The organism is Polaribacter sp. Z022 (assembly GCF_023555495.1).
GTDB lineage: Bacteria > Bacteroidota > Bacteroidia > Flavobacteriales > Flavobacteriaceae > Polaribacter.
On record NZ_JALCZO010000001.1, the window covers coordinates 839994 to 857336 of the forward strand.

Below are 17343 nucleotides of genomic sequence, written 5' to 3' on the forward strand. Positions count from 1 at the left end.
ATTGAAAAACTCATTAATAGATCAAATTATGAAAACAAATAAAATTTATGGCTTTTTATCATTTTTAATGATAGCCTTCACAATAACATCTTGTGTAGATGATGGTAGTTTTACAGTTCCTAATGTTACTGTACAAGAACCTAACATTACACCAAATTCAACAATTTTAGCTATTCAAACTGCTTTACAACAAGAGTATAATTCTAATGGAGATGTAGTTTATAGTTTTTATGACAATCCAGAAAACCCTACTTATGTAGAAGGTTATGTAGTATCTACAGATGCTACAGGAAATTTTTATAAAAAAATAATAGTTCAAGATAAAATAGAAAACCCAACTGCAGGTATAGAGGTTGTTTTAAATAAAACATCTTTAGGAGAAACATATGAAGTTGGTAGAAAAATCTATATTAAATTAGATGGATTATCTGTTTCTTACGATGATGGTGAAAGTGCAAGTTGGATTAATCCTACAAACGGAATTATTGGGAAATATGTTTTAGGTGCTTTAGACGGAGATCAAGTAGATGATATTCCTTCTACATCTGTTAAAGATCATATTTTTAGATCTGCAACAGTTGCAGAAATTGTACCTACTACAATTAAGTTAGCAGATATTACAGAAGCTCATATTAATACATTAATTCAATTACCAGCAGCACAAATGTTAAAGTCAGATTTAACAAAAACATTTGCAGGCGAAGCTTCAGATGAGTATGATGGTTTTAGAACTATTTTTGAATGTGAAACTGAAAAAACGATTCAATTACAAACAAGTACATTTGCTAGCTTTAAATCAAATCTTGTTCCTCAGGGTAAAGGAACTTTTACAGCAGTACTTTCTAAAGACTATGCATCAGAATTTTTAGTAGCAATTGCTAATACACCTTCAGATTTAGCTTTTACAGATGCTAACAGATGTGATCCTCCAGTATTAGAATGTACAGGAGCAGTAGGAGGAAGTGTTGTTGTTTTAGATGAAGATTTTGAGTCTTTAACAACTGGAGCAGCTCTTACAGCAGCAGGATGGACAAGCGTTAACGCTAATGGAGGTACAACTTTATTTGCTCCTGCAAGTTTTGGAGGTAATAGATATGTTCAAGTTTCTGCATACAGAAGTGGAGAATCTCCATTAGAAGCGTGGTTAGTTTCTCCAGCAATAAATTTAGATGCTACTACAGGAGAAGAATTAACATTCGAAACGAATACTGGTTATGATAATGGTAAAGCATTATCTGTTTATGTGTCTTCAAATTTTACAGGAGATGTAAAAACTGCAACTTGGTTAAGAGTAGATGCAGCATTATCAGAAGGTCCTTCTTCAGGTTATAATTCTTTTTCTAGCTCAGGTTCTATAAATATTTCTTGTTTATCTGGAGACATTCATGTTGCTTTTAAATATGATGGAGCTGATGGTGGAGTAACTACTACTTTTCAAGTTGATAACGTAAAAGTTACAGGAAACTAATTAAATATATTTTCATATTTTAAACCAGTAAAGTTAATTCTTTACTGGTTTTTTTTATTTTTACTATATGGAAAAAATAGAGCACATTGGTATTGCAGTTAAAGATTTAGAAAAATCTAATAAGTTATTTGCTTCATTGTTTGGAGAACCTCATTATAAGATGGAAGAAGTGGCTTCAGAAGGCGTTAAAACATCATTCTTTAAGACAGGTCCAAATAAAATAGAACTATTAGAAGGAACTACATCAGAGAGCCCAATAAGCAAGTTTATTGAAAAGAAAGGAGAAGGAATTCATCATATTGCATTTGCAGTTTCTGATATTAAATCTGAAATAAAAAGACTTCAAAAAGAAGGATTTAAAGTTTTAAATGAAACTCCTAAAAAAGGAGCAGATAATAAATTAGTTGCTTTTTTGCATCCAAAATCAACAAATGGAGTTTTAATTGAACTGTGCCAAGAGATAGAATAGTTAAAATACTGCCAACTCTTACTGTCAACTGATTACTAATTATTATCTTGCCAGCTTAAAATTATCTTTTAAAAATGTCAACTAAATTTGATTCTTATCAAAAACGAAGGCTGCAATCTTCTTACTTTTCTGTAGTAATAAGTATTGCTTTAGTGCTTTTTATGGTTGGTATTTTAGGATTGGTTTTATTAAAATCTACGTCAGTAGCAAATCGTGTTAAAGAAAAAGTAGCAATTACTTTATTTTTAAAAGATGAGGTTTCATCTAAAAACAGAAACGATTTAAAAGCATCTTTACAAAAAGAAGAATTTACAAAAAGAATTATTTATACAAGTAAAGAAAAAGCAGCTAAAATTTATAGTAAAGAAATTGGTGAAGATTTTTTAAAGTTTTTAGGTAAAAACCCATTAAAAAATGGAATTGACGTTTACTTAAAAGCCGATTTTGTTACCCCAGAAAAAATGCAGCAGTTAGAAGAACGTTTTTTAAAAAATGCTTTTATAGCAGACGTTTCTTATGATAAACCTTTAATAAATTTATTAACTAAAAACATAAAAAGAATAAGTTTTTGGTTGTTAGTTGTTAGTGGTTTTTTTGGTTTAGTAGCTATGGTTTTAATTAATAGTTCAATAAGATTATCTATCTATTCTAAAAGATTTAATATTAAAACCATGCAAATGGTTGGAGCTACAAAAGGTTTTATTAGAAAACCATTTATTTGGCAAAGTATAAAATTAGGTGTTATTGGTGCTATTTTAGCTCTTATTGGTTTAGGAATTATGATTTTTTATATTGATAAATATGCTCCAAGTTTAGGATTGATAAATGATTATATAACTATGGTGTATTTAGCAGGAGGAGTTTTAATTTCTGCTTTTCTAATTACCCTAATAAGTACTTTTTTCGCTACTCAGCGCTTTTTAAATTTACAAACAGAAGAACTTTATTATTAATAATATGGAAAAAGAAAATATACAAAAACCAGATTTTTTATTTGGTAAAAGAAATTACATTATTATGATTGTTGGTATTATTTTCATTGCCCTTGGATTTATCTTTATGGCAGGTGGAGGTAGTGATAACCCAGAAGTTTTTAATGAAGAAATTTATAATTGGCAACGAATTCGTTTAGCACCTACTTTAGTAATTATAGGTTTAGGAATTGAAATTTACGCTATTTTAGCAAATCCTAAAAAATAATAATGGATATAATAGAAGCAATAATATTAGGTATTATACAAGGTTTAACAGAGTTTTTACCAGTTTCATCAAGTGGTCATTTAGAGTTAGCAAAAGCTATTTTAGGAGATACTTCTGTACCAGAAGAAAGTTTAACATTTACGGTAGTTTTACACTTTGCAACAGCTTTAAGTACATTGGTTATTTTTAGAAAAGAAGTTGCAGAAATTTTTAAAGGATTATTGCAGTTTAAATGGAATGAAGAGTTTAAATTTTCTTTAAAAATAATTCTGTCTATGATTCCTGCTGTAGTTGTAGGTTTACTTTTTGAAGAGCAATTAGAGTCTTTTTTCGGCGGAAAAATACTATTAGTAGGAGTTATGTTAATTGTAACTGCAATACTTTTATTATTAGCTGATAAAGCAAAAAATACAGACAAAGAAGTTTCTTTTTCTAATTCTGTTATTATTGGAATTTCACAAGCAATAGCAATGTTACCAGGTATTTCTAGATCTGGAGCAACTATTTCTACTTCAGTTTTATTAGGAATAGATAGAACTAGAGCTGCAAAGTTTTCTTTTTTAATGGTAGTTCCTTTAATTTTTGGAAAAATTGCCAAAGATTTATTAGGAGGAGATATTAGTTTTCAATCTTCAGAATTTGTGCCAATATCTGCAGGTTTTATAGCTGCATTTGTTGCAGGTTTATTAGCTTGTAAATGGATGATAGCTTTGGTTAAAAAAAGTAAATTATCTTACTTTTCTTTATATTGTGCTATAGTTGGTTTTATTGCAATAGGTTATGCTCTTTTAAATTAATATGACAGAAGAAGATTTTAAAAATGGTCAAGTTTTATTGATTGATAAACCTTTAACTTGGACATCTTTTCAGGTTGTAAATAAACTTCGTTGGGAAATTAGACAACGCTTTAATATAAAAAAAATTAAAGTGGGTCATGCAGGTACTTTAGACCCTTTAGCTACTGGTTTGTTAATTATTTGTACAGGTAAACAAACTAAAGAGATAAATGTTTATCAAGGTCAAATTAAAGAGTATACAGGTACTTTTACTTTAGGCGCAACAACACCAAGTTACGATTTAGAAACAGAAGTAGATAAAACTTATCCTACAGAGCATATTACAAAAGAACTTCTAATTGAAACTACCAAACAATTTATTGGTGAGATTCAACAAAAACCACCAATCTTTTCTGCTATTAAAAAAGATGGAAAACGTTTATATGAATTAGCCAGAAAAGGAGAAACTACAGAAATAAAATCTAGAACAGTTACAATATCAGAGTTTGAAATTACCAATGTAAATTTACCAGAGGTAGAGTTTAGAGTTGTGTGTAGTAAAGGAACTTACATTAGATCCTTAGCTTATGATTTTGGATTAGCACTAAATTCTGGTGCTCATTTAACAGTATTAAGAAGAACCAAGATTGGAGAATTTTCTGTAAATAATGCTGTTTCTGTTGATGGTTTTATTAATGATTTAAAAAAATAATTTTATAGAAAACTTAATATAAATTCAATAAAAAACCCAAGCTTAAGCTTGGGTTTTTATTTATATAAATTTAAAAATTTATTATTTCTTAGCTAATAAATCTCTAATTTCAGCTAATAAATCTTCTTGACTTGGTCCTTTTGGAGCTTCTGGTTTAGGCTCTTCTTTCTTTTTAGTTGCGTTAACACCTTTTACAATTAAGAACATTACAAATGCAACAATAATAAAATCGATAACGTTAGTTAAGAAATCTCCGTATAAAACAGCAACTTCACCAGTAACTTTACCAGCTGTATCTGCTACACCTTCTTTAACAATCCATTTCAAGTCTTTGAAATCTGTATTAAATATTAAACCAATTAGTGGAGAAACTATTCCTCCAGTAAAAGAAGTTACAACTTGTTTAAAAGCTGCACCCATTACAAAACCAACTGCAATATCTACAAGGTTACCCTTCATTGCAAAGTCCTTAAATTCTTTAAGCATTCCCATTATTTCTTGTTTTAATTAATTTGTTAGATTGCTAAAATAGTAAAAAAATACTTACGTTAACATTTTTTTAACACGTTGTGAAATAGCTGTTAGGGTTTCGTAAGGGATTGTCTCAGAAACATCTGCAATATCTTCAATCATTTCTTGAGTGTTAAAGATTATAACTTCATCTCCTTCTTTACAGTCAATTTTAGAAACATTAACCATAATCATATCCATACAAACATTACCAATAATTGGTGCTTTTTTATTGTTTATAAGAACATACCCATTTTTATTTCCTAATCTTCTAGATAAACCATCTGCATGACCAATAGGAATTGTTGCAGTTTTACCTCTTCTTTTTGCAGTAAAAGCTCTATTGTAACCTACAGTTTCTCCTGGTTCTATTAAATGAATTTGAGAAATAATAGATTTTAAATTATGAGTGTTTTTTAGTTGAGAAGTTTCTTTTTCATCATTTCCAAAACCATATAAACCAATACCAACTCTAACCATATCAAACTGTGCCTGAGGAAAATTTACAACTCCAGAAGTGTTTAAAATATGCAACATTGGTTCATAACCTAAATGTTTATAGAATTGCTGTGCTATGTATGCAAAATTGTTAATTTGATTTATTGTAAAATCTTGTTCCTCTAAATCTTCACTTGCTGCTAAATGAGAAAAAATAGATGCTGCTTTTACATGAGTAGTTTCTTTTAAACTAGTTATAATTTTAGGAATATCTGTATGCCAAAATCCTAATCTATTTAAACCTGTATTAAACTTAATATGAATAGGATAATTCATTAACGGAATTTCATCTGCAAGTTTTAAAAAGGCATTAAATATTTTAAAATTATATAAGTTAGGTTCTAATCTAAAATCTATGATAGATTGTAAATTAGGTACTTGTGGATGTAAAACTAAAATAGGAGTTTTAATTTCTGCTTTACGTAAAGCAATTCCTTCATTTGCATAAGCAACAGCAAAATAATCTACTTTATCTTCTAAAAATTTTGCAACCTGTATTCCATCACTACCATATCCAAAAGCCTTAACTACAGCTAAAATTTTTGTATTTGGTTTAAGTTTTTGTTTAAAATAATTAAGATTATGCACTAATGCATTACTATCTATTTCTAAAACAGTTACATGATTATTCATCTTTAGAAATTTCGTTTTTAGAAGTGTTTTCTTCTTGCTGATTTCTTAAAGCCTTATAATATGCAGCTCTACTTAATGGTTCATATTCTTGTGTTTCACCAAGCATTACAATATCATCATTTTGTGCTTTTCTAAAACTATAATGAGCTAAATTTCCTGTATGTGTACAAACTGCATGTACCTTTGTTACATATTCTGCAGTAGCCATTAAAGCAGGCATTGGGCCAAAAGGATTTCCTTTAAAATCCATATCTAAACCAGCAACAATTACACGAATTCCTCTATTTGCTAAATCGTTACAAACTGCTACTATTTCATCATCAAAAAACTGAGCTTCATCAATACCAACAACATCAACATCAGTTGCTAATAAACGAATATTTGATGCTACAGGCACAGGTGTAGAGCGAATTCTGTTGTCATTATGAGAAACAACTTCTTCATCATCATAACGTGTGTCTATTGCAGGTTTAAAGATTTCTACTCTTTGTTTTGCAAACTGAGCACGCTTTAATCTTCTAATTAATTCTTCTGTTTTACCAGAAAACATAGAGCCACAAACTACTTCAATCCAACCAAATTGTTCTGTATGATTTACTGTATTTTCGAGAAACATTTTGTAATTTTAGGCGTTAGAATATTAATTTTGATGTTACTTTGACTTTCAACAAATTTAATAATATTTACGAGTAAAAAATAAAATCAACATACAACTTATGCACAAAAAATTAGAAGCAGATTTAATAAGTTTAGCACACAGTATTTTACAAATGAAAAATAAAGATAATGTGTTTTTATTAAAGCAAAAATCGAAGGATATTTATGAAAAACTATCCATATTAGCGTTTGTTGAAGAGTATGTAAACTCAACTCCTAACATTAAAGAAACAAAAGAAGATTTAATTGATAAAGTTGAAAAAGCAATAGAATTAAAAGAGTCTGCTAAAGAAGAAGTAGAAAAAGTAATTCATCAATTAGAAGAAACTAAGGTTATAAAAGAGGAAGAAGTTATAGAGGTTGATGAAATTTTAGAACAGCCTTTTGAAGAACTAGAAGAAATTATGTTTTCTGAGCCAGAAACCAAAACTGAAGAAGAGCCAGAAATTATAAATGATGTTGTAAAAGTAGAAGAGAGTAAAACAATGTCTTTAGAAGAGGAGTTAAAAGATACAATTTCTGTTGATGAAATAGCTACTTTGTTTGATATACCTGTACCAAAATCTTTAAATGATAAATTAAATACAAACATTCAAATAGGATTGAATGATAGAATTGCCTTTGTTAAAAATTTATTTGAAGGAAGTCAAGAAGATTTTAATAGAGTAATTTCTCAAGTAAATACTTACGCCACTGTAAAAGAAGCTAAAAAGTTTATAAATAAAATGGTGAAACCAGATTACGATTGGTCTAATCAAGAAGAATTAGAAGCTCGCTTAATAGATATTATTGAACGTAAATTTGCATAGACCTTACAATTTGAAACCAATTTTAATTCATACACATTTTCATAAAAGAAGAACAGGAGTAACAAGAAGTATAGAAAATGTACTACCTTTTTTTGATGAAAAGTTTGAAACATATATTTATGGATATAATGTAGAAGGCAAAAAAATATCTTCAAAAAAATTAAGATCATTATTGTTTTCTAACAGAGAAGTTGTTGTTCATTGTCATAGAAATAACGAAATAATGAGAATGTTGTTTTTTCGTTTTTTAGGCGCAAAATTTAAATTGATTGCAACACGTCATGCAGAAACTGTTCCTTCTGGATTAACAATGAAACTGCTTAAAAAAGCAGATAAAGTTGTAACGCTTATAGAAAGTATGAGTAAAAATCTAGGATTAAAAAATACAATTGTTGGTCATGGAGTTAATGTTGATTTCTTTAAACCAAAAGAGGATGTTTCTTTAGCTAATATTGAGCAAAAAAATATTATTTTATGTGCAGGAAGAGTTCGTAAAGCAAAAGGACAAATTGTTTTATTAGAAGCTGCAAAAGTATTAAAAGATCAAGAAAATTGGGCTTTAGTAATTGTTGGTAAAATAGATAAACCAGCTTTTTTAGAAGAGTTAAAAGAAATTGCAAAAAAGCATTCTATTGAAAACAAAGTGTGTTTTGTAGATGAAACTTCAGATATTGTTTCTTATTATCAAGCTTCAAAAATTGCAGTTGTTCCAAGTTTTTCAGAAGGATTTTCTTTGGTAACTGCAGAAGCAATGTCTTGTGGTTGTTCTGTTATTGCTACAAAAAATGTTGGAGTTCATTCTTCATTAATTTCACATACAAAAAACAGTTATTTATTTAAAGCAGGTAATATTACTGAATTAGAAGACTTATTGTCTAAATCAATTACTAATAAAATTCCTAATTTAGGAAAACAAGCAAGAGAAGAAATTCTTAAAAATTGGAGTTCTCAAAAAGAAGCAGAAAACCTTATAAAACTATATCAATCAAATTAATAAAACCCAAAAATAATTAAAAATGAAAAACTTAATTTTTACAATCATCTTATCTGTATTTACTTTATCATTTGTTAACGCTCAAAAAATTGAAATGAAAAAAGTATTTGGAGGTTATGCCTTTTCTCAAAATGACAAAAACTTAACATTAGCTCAAATGCAAGAGTTAATGAAAGATAACAAAGAAGCTTTTAATTTGGTTAAATCTGCTAAATCTAATCAAACTTGGGCAATGATTTTAGGAACTGCAGGTGGTGCATTAGTTGGTTTTCCTGTAGGAACTGCAATAGGTGGTGGAGAACCTAAATGGGCTTTAGCAGGTGCTGGAGCAGCATTAATTGTTGCCTCTATTCCTATTGTAAAAGGCTTTAATAGAAAAACTAAAGAAGCTGTAGATTTGTATAATTCTGGTTTGCCAAGTGTAAGTTCTAATTTTAATCCGTCATTTAATTTTAATGTAAAAGGTACTTCTATGGGTATTTCTATGCGTTTTTAACAACGTGTAAAAATATAAATGTAACAAACTTAGTTGTAAGTCGTCTTCATTTTAAAACCAATTATTATGACCAGATTAACAACAGTTTTATTTGCACTTTTTATTACAGCTGTATCAGCCCAAGAAGCTAAATTCGAAAAATTTTATAAAATAAATAAAGAAAAATCTACATTCTCAATTAATTTGTCAGCTTCATTAGCAGGTTCTTTTTTAGACGACGAAGATGATGGAGATTTAATGAACATCATTAAAAAATCTAGCGATTTTAAGTTAATGATTTTTAGCAATGAAAATGATGAGGTTTCTAAAGATTTTAAAAAATTTAGAAGAAAGAATAGACTAAAAACTTACGCTAGAGTAAAAGAAAATGGTAGTAAAGCAGAGTTGTTCTTAGTAGAAAAAAACAATCATATTAGAGAAATCATTATAAGAACCAATAGTAATAACGATAAGTTAGTATTATTTGGCTTAAAAACTAAAATAACTCATGATGAGTTTGCAGCAATGATTTCATCTTCAGATATTAATGTATCTATAGATTAAACCCCAAAAGAGAAGATTTTAACCAATCTTCTCTTTTAGTTTTTCTATAACTTTTTTACTGTTTCCAATAAAAATTTCATCATTTAAAATAAAAACAGGTCGTTTTAAAAAGGTGTATTCATCTAATAAAAACTGTCTGTAATCAGCTTCAGATAAAACTTGGTTTTTTAAATCCATAGCTTTATACAATTTAGCACGCTTGTTAAAAAGAGCTTCATAACTACCAGAAAGTTTGTACATTTCTTCTAACTGAGAAGTTGTAATATTATTAGCTTTAATTTCCTGTCTTTCAAACCCATCAGTATTTACTTCTTTTAAAATTCTACGACAAGTATCACAAGTTTGTAAAAAATATACTTTCTTCATATTTATCAATTATATTTACAGTTCAAAATTATAGATAAAAAATGAATATACAATTTGATGTTTTAAGAAAATCTAGAGAACTAGTTTTAAAAGAATTAGAAGGTTTAACTTTAGAGCAAATTCATACAATTCCTACCGGATTTAAAAATAATATTGCTTGGAATGTAGCTCATTTAGTAGTAACTCAGCAGTTATTACATTACAAATTATCTGGTTTAAACTGTTTATGTCCAGACAATTTAATAGAATTGCATAAAAAAGGAACTTCACCAACTAAAACTTTTACAGAAGAAGAATTTGAAGAAGTAAAAGAATTATTAATAGGGTTGCCAGATACTTTACAAGAAGATTTTGAAGCAGGAATTTTTGAAAACTATAATGAATATCCAACAAGCACAGGTTTTGTTTTAACGTCTATAGAAACTGCAATTTCGTTTAATAACTTTCATGAAGGAATTCATTATGGAATTATAAGATCTATAAAAAAGTTTTTATAAGAAGCTATTTCCAGCTTTCACTACTCGCTTTTTTTCGTACACTTAAAAAGAGCTCAAACAAACCGTTCAATCTGGGCTAAACTCATTAATTAGCTTTTAGAATATCACAAAAAAAAAAGAGAGCCTCAATAGAAGCTCTCTTTTTTTTTGAATTAAATAATTTAGGGGTCTTATAAAATTCGTGGGGGAATTTAGGGGATTTTTAATAGAATAATGGAGAGCTAAAGTTAAGATGGTAGACGATACCAAACTGTATATTTAATAGCCATTCATTATTTTTATTTTCAATTACAGGTGCTTCTAAACCATCAATAGTATCAGAAAAGAAATATTGATAAGAATACTGAGCAACTAAATCTATTTTTGGTGCCAATTTAAATCTTGTTCCTAAGCCAACTGCTAAAGAAAAAGCTTCTCCAGAACCTATTTTTAAAGAGTTTTGTAATGTGTATTTTTCTGGTAAAACAGAAATGTCTTCGCGCCAATCTCCTATATCAGAACTTAATCCATTAGTATAAGATGAATATTTAAAACCAAAAGTAAAAAATGGATTAAACCAAAGATCAGTATATGGATACACAAACTCTTCTAATGGGCGTAAGTAGTATTCTAAATTTACACCAAGTTCTAACATTCTTAAGGTACCTTTCATAGAATTTAATTGGTTACCTGCATAAGATTTTTTCTTAGCCCAAACACCATGGTGTTCTAGTTGAGCATTGTCTAAATATTGTATTTCTGTTTTAACCATTAAATGGTTATGAAGTACATTATTTGGGTCCCAACGCAAAGTTCTATTATAAAAACTAAGGTAGTGTGCAACAGAAAATGTCTTTCCGTTGTTATTCCATTCGCTTGCCAAATTTCCTCTTTGGCCGTAATCAGATTGCAAACTAGTAGAGCCAACAAATGCACCAATATCATGGGTGTAGTGTTGAGCCTTAAATTCTAGAATAGCAACAATTACAAAAATAATTGTTATAGGGGTTTTCAAGATTTAGGGGTCTTAAAGTAAAACCCAAATGTAATGTAATTTTTTTATACCAACAAATCTTAATCTAAATTGGCAATCGTAAAGATATTACCATCTAAATAATAATTAGCTCTAAGTTCTAATTCTTCAGTAAAATAAATGATTTTTTCTGGTTGAGATTTTAATAGGTAATTTCCAGTATCCCATTTATTATTTTTATTTGTATCTATAATAGCTCTAAAATAATATGTTTTAGGTTCTAAGTTATTAAACCTTAATTGTGTAGATTCTGTTACAAACGTTCTTTCTACTAATTTGTCTTTATCTTTTCCTTCTAAAAGTTCAATAATTAAGTTTTCTGAAGTTTGGTTAACAATATCAATTGTAATACGTCCATAATCTTCAATTTCTTTGGTGCTAAAATGGTATTTTAAAGTATCATTTTTTTGTTCAAAAATGTCAAAAATGGCTTCAGGTAAAACGTTAAGTTTGTATTTTTCTTGAGGTTTTTTATCAAAAATTAATCCAATTTTATTTTCTTTTTTTGAAATAAAACTAGAGTAAGATACTGCTAAAGTATCTTTGTCAGTTAGTACAATTTTACTAGTATCAATTTTTGTAATAGGATTATTTCCTTCAATAAAAAAAGTATCTCTTAAATGTAATGTGTTACTTACTGTTGATTTTAATAATAAAGAGTCAATCTTTTTCTTGCGTAATTTTACAGTAACTGTATCTATAAAGTTATTGTTTGTTACAATAAAATTTAAAGAATCTGCTTCAATAGGAGTGTACCAATAATTAAGTGTGTCTTTGTCTTTTTCAAATTTAGAAATACTTTTAAAGTCTTTAGGTGTTTTAGAAATAATTTCAACTTTTAAGTTTTCTGCTTCACCTTCAAACCCAAATTCTATTTTTCCTTTTGTAATTTCTTTACCTCTTCTAAGTCTATAAGGTTGTAACTCTTTAAATAAAAGAATAGGGTTTTCTATAATACTATCTTGTGGTAATGTTATAGTGTCTTTGTAAAAACCTATTTTATCTTCTTTAGGGTTAAATAAATAATCATTAACATTTTCTTTTAAAGCAATCATCAAATATTTTCCTTTCTTTAAATTTGATAAATTAAAATGAGTAGTATCTAGAGTGTTGGTTACGTAATTGGGCTTTGTTTTAAAAACAATAGAATCATTAAAAGAACTATCTATTCTATATAATAATACGTTTGTGTTTTTAAGTTTTGCATCTAAGAAAGCATCTTTAACTTCTCCAGATGTAGTAAGAGAATCTATATAACTACCTGTAGAAAAAACATATTTAAAACGTTCTAACTTATTTCCTTCATTATTATCTTCTATGGCATTACCAAAGTTAATAATGTATGTAGAGTTTTCTTTTAAAGTATCTAGTATTGATAAATCTAAAAACTTACTTGCAGATCCTTGAGGAGAAACAAATAAAGGTGTTTTTAAAGGAGGAGATACTATAAGTTGTTTGTTTAAATCTTTAAGCTTTATATACTCATTAAAGTTTAAACGTATTTCTTTTTTGTCAAAATTTACAGTTTTATATGGAGGGTTAGCTGTTACAAATAAAGGAGCGTCTTCATCTTTAGGGCCACCTTCTGGTCTTCCTGTTCTTGCACAGTTAGATAAAATTAGAACTGTTATACTAAAAAAAATAAATCTTAAAATAGGTTTCACAAAAAGTAATTTTTATACAAATTAACAATATATTTTTCATTTAAAAACATAAATTTTATTCTGTGTATGCCATAGTTAAAATACTGATTGTAACATTTTCAGATTTTTGTAATTCTAAAGCACAAGCTTCTAAGGTTGCTCCAGTTGTAATTACATCGTCAATTAATAAAATGTGTTTATTTTTAAAGGTTGATATGTCTAATAATTCAAATTTAGTGTCAATATTATTAAAACGTTCAAACCGAGCTTTAAATGTTTGAGTTTTAGCTGTAGATGTTCGTGTTAAAATATTTTCTATAAATGGTTTTTGAAGATAAAAACTGATTCTTTTTCCAAACTTAGTAATTTGATTGTATCCTCTTTCTTTTTGTTTTTTTGGGTGTAAAGGAACAGGAACAATACAATCTATAGTTGAAAATTCGTTGTTTTCTTTTAGAATTTCACCTAACCAATTACCAAAAAAGACACCAATTTCTTCATTTCCTTTGTATTTAAGGTCATGTATTAATTTTTTTGTGATGCCTTTTTTTCTGTAAAAAAGTAAAGAATAGGCTTTCTTTACAGAAATTCTTCCAAAAAAAGATTTTGATATTATATTATTAGAATAACTCCTAAAATTGGTTAAAGGCAAGTCATGTCTGCAAAATGTACAAATAACAATTTCATTTTTTGATAACTGATTTTCACAATTAGCACAAAGATTTGGGTAAAATAACCCAAAGAAATCATTTAAAATTTTCATATTTTTCTTAGCAATTCTTCTTAAAGATAAGTAAAAATGATAAAATGGTATTTTACATCACATAAACAATAAACTTGAAAGATTTTTTCTTGAAAAATTTCTGTAAACGTGTATCTTTGCGCTCATTATGGCAAAACAAGAAGATCAGTTTAAAAAAGTTTTATCGCACGCAAAAGAATATGGTTATGTTTTTCAGTCTTCTGAAATTTATGACGGTTTAAGTGCGGTGTACGATTATGCTCAAAATGGAGTTGAGTTAAAGAAAAATATTAGAGATTATTGGTGGAAAGCAATGGTGCAAATGCACGAAAATATTGTAGGTATTGATGCTGCAATTTTAATGCATCCAACAACTTGGAAAGCTTCTGGTCACGTAGATGCTTTTAACGATCCTTTAATTGACAATAAAGATTCTAAAAAACGTTACAGAGCAGATGTTTTAATAGAAGATTATTGTGCAAAAATAGAAGGTAAAATTAATAAAGAAGTTACTAAAGCAGCAAAACGTTTTGGTGATGCTTTTAATAAAGAAGAATTTTTAGCTACCAATGGTAGAGTTTTAGGTTATCAAGAAAAAATTACTTCAATTTTAGCAAGAATGGGTAAGTCTTTAGAAAATGAAGATTTAGCAGATGTTAAGTTGTTAATTGAAGAATTAGGAATTGCTGATCCTTTAACGGGTTCTAAAAATTGGACAGATGTAAAACAGTTCAATTTAATGTTTGGTACTAAATTAGGTGCTTCTGCAGAAACTGCAATGGATTTATATTTACGTCCAGAAACAGCTCAAGGTATTTTTGTTAACTTTTTAAACGTTCAAAAAACAGGACGTATGAAAATTCCTTTTGGTATTGCACAAACAGGTAAAGCTTTTAGAAACGAAATTGTTGCAAGACAATTTATTTTTAGAATGCGTGAGTTTGAACAAATGGAAATGCAATTTTTTGTAAAACCAGGAACTCAAAAAGAATGGTATGAGCAATGGAAACAAACGCGTTTAAAATGGCATTTATCTTTAGGTATGGGAACAGATAATTATCGTTTTCATGACCATGATAAGTTAGCACATTATGCAGATGCAGCAGCAGATATTGAGTTTAATTTTCCTTTCGGATTTAAAGAATTAGAAGGAATTCACTCAAGAACAGATTTCGATTTAAAAGCACATGAAGAATATTCTGGTAAAAAATTACAGTATTTTGATCATGAAGAAAATAAAAGTTATGTTCCTTATGTTGTAGAAACTTCTATAGGTTTAGATAGAATGTTTTTAGCAGTTTTTTCTAACTCTTTAAAAGAAGAAGCTTTAGAAAATGGAACAACAAGAACGGTTTTAAAATTACCAGCAGTTTTAGCTCCTTTTAAAGCAGCAGTTTTACCTTTAGTTAAAAAGGATGGATTGCCAGAAGTTGCTCGTAAAATTATGGACGATTTAAAATGGGATTTCAACGTTTTTTATGATGAAAAAGATGCAGTTGGTAAACGTTATAGAAGACAAGATGCTGCAGGAACACCTTTTTGTATTACTGTAGATCATGATACTTTAGAAGATAATTGTGTTACTATTAGACACAGAGATACTATGGAGCAAAAAAGAGTTGCAATTTCTGATTTAAAAGATATTATAAAGAAAGAAGTAGCTATTAAAACTTGGTTGCAAAAAATGTAATAAAAATTTACACATAAAAAAAACAGCATCTAATTTTAGATGCTGTTTTTTTTTGTGTTAAAAAGAGTGTTTTAAGCTTTTTTGTCTTTACAGCACTCCATCTTGCAATCTTCTTTGCACTCCTTTTTTGTAGCTTCTTTTTTGTCCTTACAACAAGCCATAGTGCAATCTGGTTTACATTCTTTAGAAGCACTTTCGGTTTTTTTGCATTCCTTTTTTGGATCACATTTCTTGTCTCCAGTACATTCTTTTTTAGTTCCGTTTTTAGTAGTACATTTTTCTTTACAAGTTTCAGAACAATTTTTACCACCTTTTTTAGGAGTAATAGAAGCTTTGTATAATTCTCCACCAGCAATACCATCTACAAAAGCAACTAAATCTTTTTTAGAAGTAGTGTTTGCATCGTACTCAATATTAGCAATACTATCAGTAAAAATTACTTTAGCATTTAAAACACCTTCTTTTTTAGACAATTTAGATTGAATTGTTTTAGCACAACCAATTTCGCAAGTCATTCCAGAAATAGCTAAAGAAACATTTTGTTTATCTACAGCTACAGTTTCTTTTTTTGCTTCATTTTTACATCCTGTTAAAACGAAACAAGCAATTGCAAAAGAAAATAATATTTTTTGAATTTTCATCAGATTAAATTATAAGATTATTGTACAAATTTATTAATAAAAGAGTTGGTATTTAAAGTTTTATCGGATTTTTGTTAAATATTTTTAATATAAATGAACAATCAACAAAAAAAGTGGTTTTATTTAATTGTGTTATCCATTGTTTGGGGGAGTTCTTTCATTTTGATGAAAAAGGCTCTTCTTGGGGTAAACCCAATACAATTAGGTGCTTTAAGAATGATTTTTACAGCTGTATTTATGTTGTTAATTGGTTTTAAAAGTATACAAAAAATACAGAAAAAACATTGGCCTTTTATTGTTTATACAGCACTTTTAGGAACTTTTATTCCTGTTTTTTTGTTCTCTTATGCAATTTTAGGAATAGATAGCTCTATTGTTTCTATTTTAAACTCGTTTACACCTTTTAATACGTTTATTTTTGGGGCTATTGTTTTTGGGTTTTCATTTAAGAAAAAACAATTTATTGGTATTATAATTGGTTTAATAGGTACTTTAATTTTGATTTTAAAAGGTGCAGATTTAAATCCGAATCAGAATTATTGGTATGCATTATTAGTTATTATTGCTTCTGTTGGATATGCATTTAATGTAAATATTGTAAAAAAATATTTATCAGATTTAGATGCTTTAGCAATTACTACTGGTAATTTTTTATTATTAATTATACCTGCAATAGTTGTTTTAGTTTTTACAGGTTTTTTTACAACTTTTAAAACAAATGAAATAGGATTAGAATCTTTAGGGTATATAACTATTCTTTCTGTTGTAGGTACAGGAATAGCAAAAACAATGTTTAATAAATTGGTACATATTTCAAATCCAATTTTTTCATCATCTGTTACTTATTTAATACCTATTGTTGCTGTTTTTTGGGGAATTATTGATGGTGAAAATTTGAGTTTAACTCAGCTTTTTGCAGGTGTCATAATCCTTTTTGGCGTTTATATGGTAAATAAGGCAAAATAAAAAGAGCCAAAACCTAAGTTT

General features: G+C 28.1%; 21 protein-coding genes. 13 read left to right on the top strand and 8 right to left on the bottom strand.

All coding sequences use genetic code 11. From position 1 onward, the window contains the following. Nucleotides 1-28 precede the first annotated feature (28 nt). From MPF13_RS03600 to truB, 6 genes are all read left to right on the top strand, one after another. Nucleotides 29-1468: a DUF5689 domain-containing protein gene (locus MPF13_RS03600; RefSeq protein ID WP_249980950.1), complete on the top strand. Its 1440-nt coding sequence runs from the start codon at nt 29-31 to the stop codon at nt 1466-1468. A gap of 67 nt (nt 1469-1535) precedes the next feature. Further along, nucleotides 1536-1937, top strand: coding sequence for a methylmalonyl-CoA epimerase (gene mce, locus MPF13_RS03605; RefSeq protein ID WP_249980951.1), 402 nt, complete (start codon nt 1536-1538; stop codon nt 1935-1937). Between the two features lie 74 nt (nt 1938-2011). After that, nucleotides 2012-2890 (top strand): cell division protein FtsX, encoded by an 879-nt coding sequence (locus MPF13_RS03610; protein WP_249980952.1) that lies wholly within the window; start codon nt 2012-2014, stop codon nt 2888-2890. Nucleotides 2891-2894: 4 nt separating this feature from the next. Beyond that, nucleotides 2895-3137, top strand: coding sequence for a DUF3098 domain-containing protein (locus tag MPF13_RS03615; protein ID WP_249980953.1), 243 nt, complete (start codon nt 2895-2897; stop codon nt 3135-3137). 2 nt (nt 3138-3139) lie between these two features. After that, nucleotides 3140-3934 (top strand): undecaprenyl-diphosphate phosphatase, encoded by a 795-nt coding sequence (locus tag MPF13_RS03620; protein ID WP_249980954.1) that lies wholly within the window; start codon nt 3140-3142, stop codon nt 3932-3934. A 1-nt stretch (nt 3935) separates the two neighbouring features. Then, entirely contained in the window at nt 3936-4625 is a 690-nt protein-coding gene (gene truB / locus MPF13_RS03625; RefSeq protein WP_249980955.1) for a tRNA pseudouridine(55) synthase TruB, read from the top strand. Nucleotides 4626-4706: 81 nt separating this feature from the next. Here truB and mscL read toward each other — a convergent pair whose 3' ends face one another. The 3 genes from mscL to MPF13_RS03640 are packed head-to-tail and all read right to left on the bottom strand — an operon-like array spanning nt 4707 to nt 6882. Further along, nucleotides 4707-5111: a large conductance mechanosensitive channel protein MscL gene (mscL, locus tag MPF13_RS03630; RefSeq protein ID WP_249981001.1), complete on the bottom strand. Its 405-nt coding sequence runs from the start codon at nt 5109-5111 to the stop codon at nt 4707-4709. A gap of 57 nt (nt 5112-5168) precedes the next feature. Further along, nucleotides 5169-6266, bottom strand: a complete 1098-nt coding sequence (gene alr / locus MPF13_RS03635; RefSeq protein ID WP_249980956.1) for an alanine racemase — start codon at nt 6264-6266, stop codon at nt 5169-5171. Next, entirely contained in the window at nt 6259-6882 is a 624-nt protein-coding gene (locus MPF13_RS03640; RefSeq protein ID WP_249980957.1) for a thymidine kinase, read from the bottom strand. Before MPF13_RS03640 ends, alr begins: the two co-directional genes overlap by 8 nt. A gap of 100 nt (nt 6883-6982) precedes the next feature. Between MPF13_RS03640 and MPF13_RS03645 the strand changes: the two genes are divergently transcribed. The 4 genes from MPF13_RS03645 (at nt 6983) to MPF13_RS03660 (ending at nt 9765) form a co-directional block, all read left to right on the top strand. After that, nucleotides 6983-7732: a DUF8457 domain-containing protein gene (locus tag MPF13_RS03645; protein WP_249980958.1), complete on the top strand. Its 750-nt coding sequence runs from the start codon at nt 6983-6985 to the stop codon at nt 7730-7732. Nucleotides 7733-7742: 10 nt separating this feature from the next. After that, nucleotides 7743-8726 carry a glycosyltransferase family 4 protein gene (locus MPF13_RS03650; RefSeq protein WP_249980959.1) on the top strand — a complete coding sequence of 328 codons (984 nt, stop codon included), beginning with the start codon at nt 7743-7745 and terminating at the stop codon, nt 8724-8726. Between the two features lie 22 nt (nt 8727-8748). Next, on the top strand, nt 8749-9222 hold the full coding sequence (locus tag MPF13_RS03655; protein ID WP_249980960.1) for a hypothetical protein: 474 nt from the start codon (nt 8749-8751) through the stop codon (nt 9220-9222). 66 nt (nt 9223-9288) lie between these two features. Next, entirely contained in the window at nt 9289-9765 is a 477-nt protein-coding gene (locus MPF13_RS03660; RefSeq protein ID WP_249980961.1) for a DUF4252 domain-containing protein, read from the top strand. Between the two features lie 18 nt (nt 9766-9783). Here the strand turns inward: MPF13_RS03660 and MPF13_RS03665 are convergent, their stop codons facing one another. Then, nucleotides 9784-10131 (bottom strand): arsenate reductase family protein, encoded by a 348-nt coding sequence (locus MPF13_RS03665; protein WP_249980962.1) that lies wholly within the window; start codon nt 10129-10131, stop codon nt 9784-9786. 41 nt (nt 10132-10172) lie between these two features. Here MPF13_RS03665 and MPF13_RS03670 point away from each other — a divergent pair, with 41 nt between their 5' ends. After that, the gene (locus tag MPF13_RS03670; RefSeq protein WP_249980963.1) at nt 10173-10628 is read left to right on the top strand and encodes a DinB family protein; all 456 of its coding nucleotides are present in this window, start codon (nt 10173-10175) and stop codon (nt 10626-10628) included. A 202-nt stretch (nt 10629-10830) separates the two neighbouring features. Here MPF13_RS03670 and MPF13_RS03675 read toward each other — a convergent pair whose 3' ends face one another. Genes MPF13_RS03675 through MPF13_RS03685 form a run of 3 tightly spaced genes read right to left on the bottom strand, consistent with a single transcriptional unit; the run spans nt 10831 to nt 14046 of the window. Further along, nucleotides 10831-11622 carry a THC0290_0291 family protein gene (locus MPF13_RS03675; protein WP_249980964.1) on the bottom strand — a complete coding sequence of 264 codons (792 nt, stop codon included), beginning with the start codon at nt 11620-11622 and terminating at the stop codon, nt 10831-10833. Nucleotides 11623-11681: 59 nt separating this feature from the next. After that, nucleotides 11682-13304, bottom strand: coding sequence for an Ig-like domain-containing domain (locus tag MPF13_RS03680; RefSeq protein WP_249980965.1), 1623 nt, complete (start codon nt 13302-13304; stop codon nt 11682-11684). A 55-nt stretch (nt 13305-13359) separates the two neighbouring features. Beyond that, nucleotides 13360-14046: a ComF family protein gene (locus MPF13_RS03685; RefSeq protein ID WP_249980966.1), complete on the bottom strand. Its 687-nt coding sequence runs from the start codon at nt 14044-14046 to the stop codon at nt 13360-13362. 127 nt (nt 14047-14173) lie between these two features. On the opposite strand from MPF13_RS03685, the gene MPF13_RS03690 reads away from it, so the two are divergent. Beyond that, a complete protein-coding gene (locus MPF13_RS03690; protein ID WP_249980967.1) occupies nt 14174-15715 on the top strand; it encodes a glycine--tRNA ligase in 1542 nt (513 codons plus the stop codon). A 71-nt stretch (nt 15716-15786) separates the two neighbouring features. On the opposite strand, the gene MPF13_RS03695 is transcribed toward MPF13_RS03690, so the two are convergent. Then, nucleotides 15787-16356 carry a cation transporter gene (locus MPF13_RS03695; protein ID WP_249980968.1) on the bottom strand — a complete coding sequence of 190 codons (570 nt, stop codon included), beginning with the start codon at nt 16354-16356 and terminating at the stop codon, nt 15787-15789. Nucleotides 16357-16449: 93 nt separating this feature from the next. On the opposite strand from MPF13_RS03695, the gene MPF13_RS03700 reads away from it, so the two are divergent. Next, nucleotides 16450-17322 (top strand): DMT family transporter, encoded by an 873-nt coding sequence (locus MPF13_RS03700; protein WP_249980969.1) that lies wholly within the window; start codon nt 16450-16452, stop codon nt 17320-17322. Nucleotides 17323-17343: the final 21 nt, after the last annotated feature.

Excerpts from the sequence above, each read along its gene's own strand:
- MPF13_RS03690 (WP_249980967.1), top strand. The coding sequence starts at position 14,174 with ATGGCAAAACAAGAAGATCAGTTTAAAAAAGTTTTATCGCACGCAAAA.
- MPF13_RS03615 (WP_249980953.1), top strand. The coding sequence starts at position 2,895 with ATGGAAAAAGAAAATATACAAAAACCAGATTTTTTATTTGGTAAAAGA.
- alr (WP_249980956.1), bottom strand. The coding sequence starts at position 6,266 with ATGAATAATCATGTAACTGTTTTAGAAATAGATAGTAATGCATTAGTG.
- truB (WP_249980955.1), top strand. The coding sequence starts at position 3,936 with ATGACAGAAGAAGATTTTAAAAATGGTCAAGTTTTATTGATTGATAAA.
- MPF13_RS03655 (WP_249980960.1), top strand. The coding sequence starts at position 8,749 with ATGAAAAACTTAATTTTTACAATCATCTTATCTGTATTTACTTTATCA.
- MPF13_RS03600 (WP_249980950.1), top strand. The coding sequence starts at position 29 with ATGAAAACAAATAAAATTTATGGCTTTTTATCATTTTTAATGATAGCC.
- mscL (WP_249981001.1), bottom strand. The coding sequence starts at position 5,111 with ATGCTTAAAGAATTTAAGGACTTTGCAATGAAGGGTAACCTTGTAGAT.
- MPF13_RS03645 (WP_249980958.1), top strand. The coding sequence starts at position 6,983 with ATGCACAAAAAATTAGAAGCAGATTTAATAAGTTTAGCACACAGTATT.
- MPF13_RS03640 (WP_249980957.1), bottom strand. The coding sequence starts at position 6,882 with ATGTTTCTCGAAAATACAGTAAATCATACAGAACAATTTGGTTGGATT.
- MPF13_RS03660 (WP_249980961.1), top strand. The coding sequence starts at position 9,289 with ATGACCAGATTAACAACAGTTTTATTTGCACTTTTTATTACAGCTGTA.
- MPF13_RS03700 (WP_249980969.1), top strand. The coding sequence starts at position 16,450 with ATGAACAATCAACAAAAAAAGTGGTTTTATTTAATTGTGTTATCCATT.
- MPF13_RS03610 (WP_249980952.1), top strand. The coding sequence starts at position 2,012 with ATGTCAACTAAATTTGATTCTTATCAAAAACGAAGGCTGCAATCTTCT.
- MPF13_RS03665 (WP_249980962.1), bottom strand. The coding sequence starts at position 10,131 with ATGAAGAAAGTATATTTTTTACAAACTTGTGATACTTGTCGTAGAATT.
- MPF13_RS03620 (WP_249980954.1), top strand. The coding sequence starts at position 3,140 with ATGGATATAATAGAAGCAATAATATTAGGTATTATACAAGGTTTAACA.
- MPF13_RS03685 (WP_249980966.1), bottom strand. The coding sequence starts at position 14,046 with ATGAAAATTTTAAATGATTTCTTTGGGTTATTTTACCCAAATCTTTGT.
- MPF13_RS03670 (WP_249980963.1), top strand. The coding sequence starts at position 10,173 with ATGAATATACAATTTGATGTTTTAAGAAAATCTAGAGAACTAGTTTTA.
- mce (WP_249980951.1), top strand. The coding sequence starts at position 1,536 with ATGGAAAAAATAGAGCACATTGGTATTGCAGTTAAAGATTTAGAAAAA.
- MPF13_RS03695 (WP_249980968.1), bottom strand. The coding sequence starts at position 16,356 with ATGAAAATTCAAAAAATATTATTTTCTTTTGCAATTGCTTGTTTCGTT.